Raw genomic sequence first — 2,142 nt, 5'->3', positions numbered from 1 at the left:
GTCAGTCTTATAAAAAGATAATATCAGAAGGAAAACAGATTAGATAGCGAAAGGTCAATGCACTAGTTTCATGATGCATTGGTGCCTTTCGCAGAAAGGTGGTTTATACTAATGAAAATAATGATTGCATCTGACATTCACGGAAGTGCCTATTATCTGGAACAGCTTCTTAATCGTTATGATGAAGAGAATCCGGATAAACTCCTTCTTCTTGGAGACATTCTTTACCATGGTCCGCGCAATGATCTGCCAAAGGGTTACGCCCCAAAGGACGTCATCCTTCTGCTGAATACACACAAAGAAGAAATTCTCTGTGTGCGTGGCAACTGCGATACCGAAGTTGACCAGATGGTTCTGGATTTTCCAATCCTTGCAGACTACTGCATTTTATATGAAAAAGGACACATGATCTTTGCCACCCATGGTCATCATTATAATATGGAGAATCCTCCAATGCTGAAAAAAGGTGATATTCTGCTCCATGGGCACACGCATGTACCTGTATCCGAAGAATTTGACGAACGCATTTATCTGAATCCTGGTTCTGTATCCATTCCAAAAAATGGAAGTGCACACAGCTACATGATGTTGGAAGACGGTCTGTTCACCTGGAAAGACCTGGATGGAAACAGCTATAAGACGTATCGAATGGAGTCATAATCATGAATCGTAATAAAAATGCATTTTTCAACGGTGTGCGTGATGGTATTCCGATTGCTCTTGGATATTTTGCAGTAGCTTTTTCACTTGGTATTGTTGCCAGACGTGCCGGATTAAGTCCGATTCAGGGATTTCTCTCCAGTCTTCTTAATCATGCTTCTGCTGGCGAATACGCAGAATTTACTGTAATCATGGCAAATGCTCCTTATGTGGAAATGGCTTTTGTCATTCTGATTACCAATATCCGTTACCTGTTAATGAGCTGTGCACTGAGTCAAAAATTCAACGCCAACACACCTTTGCTTCACCGTTTTATGGTAGGCTTCGGTATAACAGACGAAATCTTTGGCATTTCCATTTCACGTGCAGGTAATCTGAATCCCTGGTATTCCTACGGAGCTATATTCATTGCTCTGCCGGCATGGTCAGTTGGAACCGCGCTTGGAATTGTTGCCGGTAATATCCTTCCGGTTTCTATTGTCAGCGCACTAAGTGTAGCACTGTATGGCATGTTCTTAGCGATCATCATTCCACCTTCCAAAAAGGACAAGGTTGTTGGTGGTATCGTTATTGCAGGATTCCTGATCAGCTATATCGTATCGAAGATTCCGCAGCTGAACAATGTATCTGACAGTATGAAAATAAGTGTAATCACAATCATCATATCCGGACTTGCAGCATTCTTCTTCCCTATACCTAAAGAAAATGAGCCCGCCGATACTGATATTACGCAGGAGGAAGCATAGACCATGACACACAATATTTATTTATACATACTCGTAGCGGCACTGGTGTCTACGTTGATCCGGGTAATTCCGCTCACACTAATAAGAGGAAAGATACAGAATCCATTTCTCCGCTCTTTCCTCTACTATGTACCATACGCGACACTGGCTGTTATGACATTTCCGGCCATTATTACCGCACCACAGCTTCCGCTTGCCGGCATTCTCGCACTGATTGTAGGTGTAGTGGCAGCCTGGCACGGTATGAATATGATGGGGATTGCAGCGCTTTGTTGTGTCGTCGTATTCTTTATCGAAAATGTAGCTGTGAATTTCTTTTAACTGACCAGCGATTTTTCTTCTTTATCTTTTAATCAGAACAACTGCTACGTCATTTACATTTGTACCTGCAGCTCCGGTCTTAATAAGCCCATCCACACATTCCAATGCGTGGTAAGCATCATTTGACCGGAGCTTTTCATATACAAAAAACCTGTAAAAACTTACGCTTCTACAGGTTTATAACTCCCCGAGTTGGGCTCGAACCAACAACCCCACGGTTAACAGCCGTGTGCTCTACCATTGAGCTATCGAGGAATATTCAATTAATATGTACCTTCAAAACTGCATACAAGAAACTCTACATCTTTCTTACCTATCTCCGTCTTGGTTATGCCCTCGACCGATTAGTATCAGTCAGCTACATGTGTTACCACACTTCCACCTCTGACCTATCTACCTCGTCGTCTTCAAGGGG

General features: G+C 42.6%; 3 protein-coding genes, 1 tRNA gene and 1 rRNA gene. 3 read left to right on the top strand and 2 right to left on the bottom strand.

All coding sequences use genetic code 11. The annotated features are described in order from the left end of the window. Nucleotides 1-111 precede the first annotated feature (111 nt). Genes yfcE through DXA18_RS15365 form a run of 3 tightly spaced genes read left to right on the top strand, consistent with a single transcriptional unit; the run spans nucleotide 112 to nucleotide 1,727 of the window. Nucleotides 112-660, top strand: a complete 549-nt coding sequence (gene yfcE, locus DXA18_RS15375; RefSeq protein ID WP_118384585.1) for a phosphodiesterase — start codon at nucleotides 112-114, stop codon at nucleotides 658-660. Between the two features lie 2 nt (nucleotides 661-662). Further along, entirely contained in the window at nucleotides 663-1,406 is a 744-nt protein-coding gene (locus DXA18_RS15370; RefSeq protein WP_118384584.1) for an AzlC family ABC transporter permease, read from the top strand. Nucleotides 1,407-1,409: 3 nt separating this feature from the next. Then, nucleotides 1,410-1,727, top strand: a complete 318-nt coding sequence (locus DXA18_RS15365) for an AzlD domain-containing protein (RefSeq protein WP_118384583.1) — start codon at nucleotides 1,410-1,412, stop codon at nucleotides 1,725-1,727. A gap of 183 nt (nucleotides 1,728-1,910) precedes the next feature. On the opposite strand, the gene DXA18_RS15355 is transcribed toward DXA18_RS15365, so the two are convergent. Both DXA18_RS15355 and DXA18_RS15350 read right to left on the bottom strand, forming a co-directional pair. After that, nucleotides 1,911-1,982: transfer RNA gene (locus DXA18_RS15355), tRNA-Asn, on the bottom strand. Between the two features lie 69 nt (nucleotides 1,983-2,051). Beyond that, nucleotides 2,052-2,142 (bottom strand): 23S ribosomal RNA (locus tag DXA18_RS15350); the annotation flags it as partial.

The organism is Dorea sp. AM58-8, from assembly GCF_003464045.1.
Classification (GTDB): Bacteria; Bacillota; Clostridia; order Lachnospirales; family Lachnospiraceae; genus Claveliimonas; species Claveliimonas ammoniilytica.
This window is presented reverse-complemented; position numbering and strand designations above follow the sequence as displayed.

Coding starts and splice junctions, on each gene's coding strand:
- yfcE (WP_118384585.1), top strand. CDS start 112: ATGAAAATAATGATTGCATCTGACATTCACGGAAGTGCCTATTATCTG.
- DXA18_RS15370 (WP_118384584.1), top strand. CDS start 663: ATGAATCGTAATAAAAATGCATTTTTCAACGGTGTGCGTGATGGTATT.
- DXA18_RS15365 (WP_118384583.1), top strand. CDS start 1,410: ATGACACACAATATTTATTTATACATACTCGTAGCGGCACTGGTGTCT.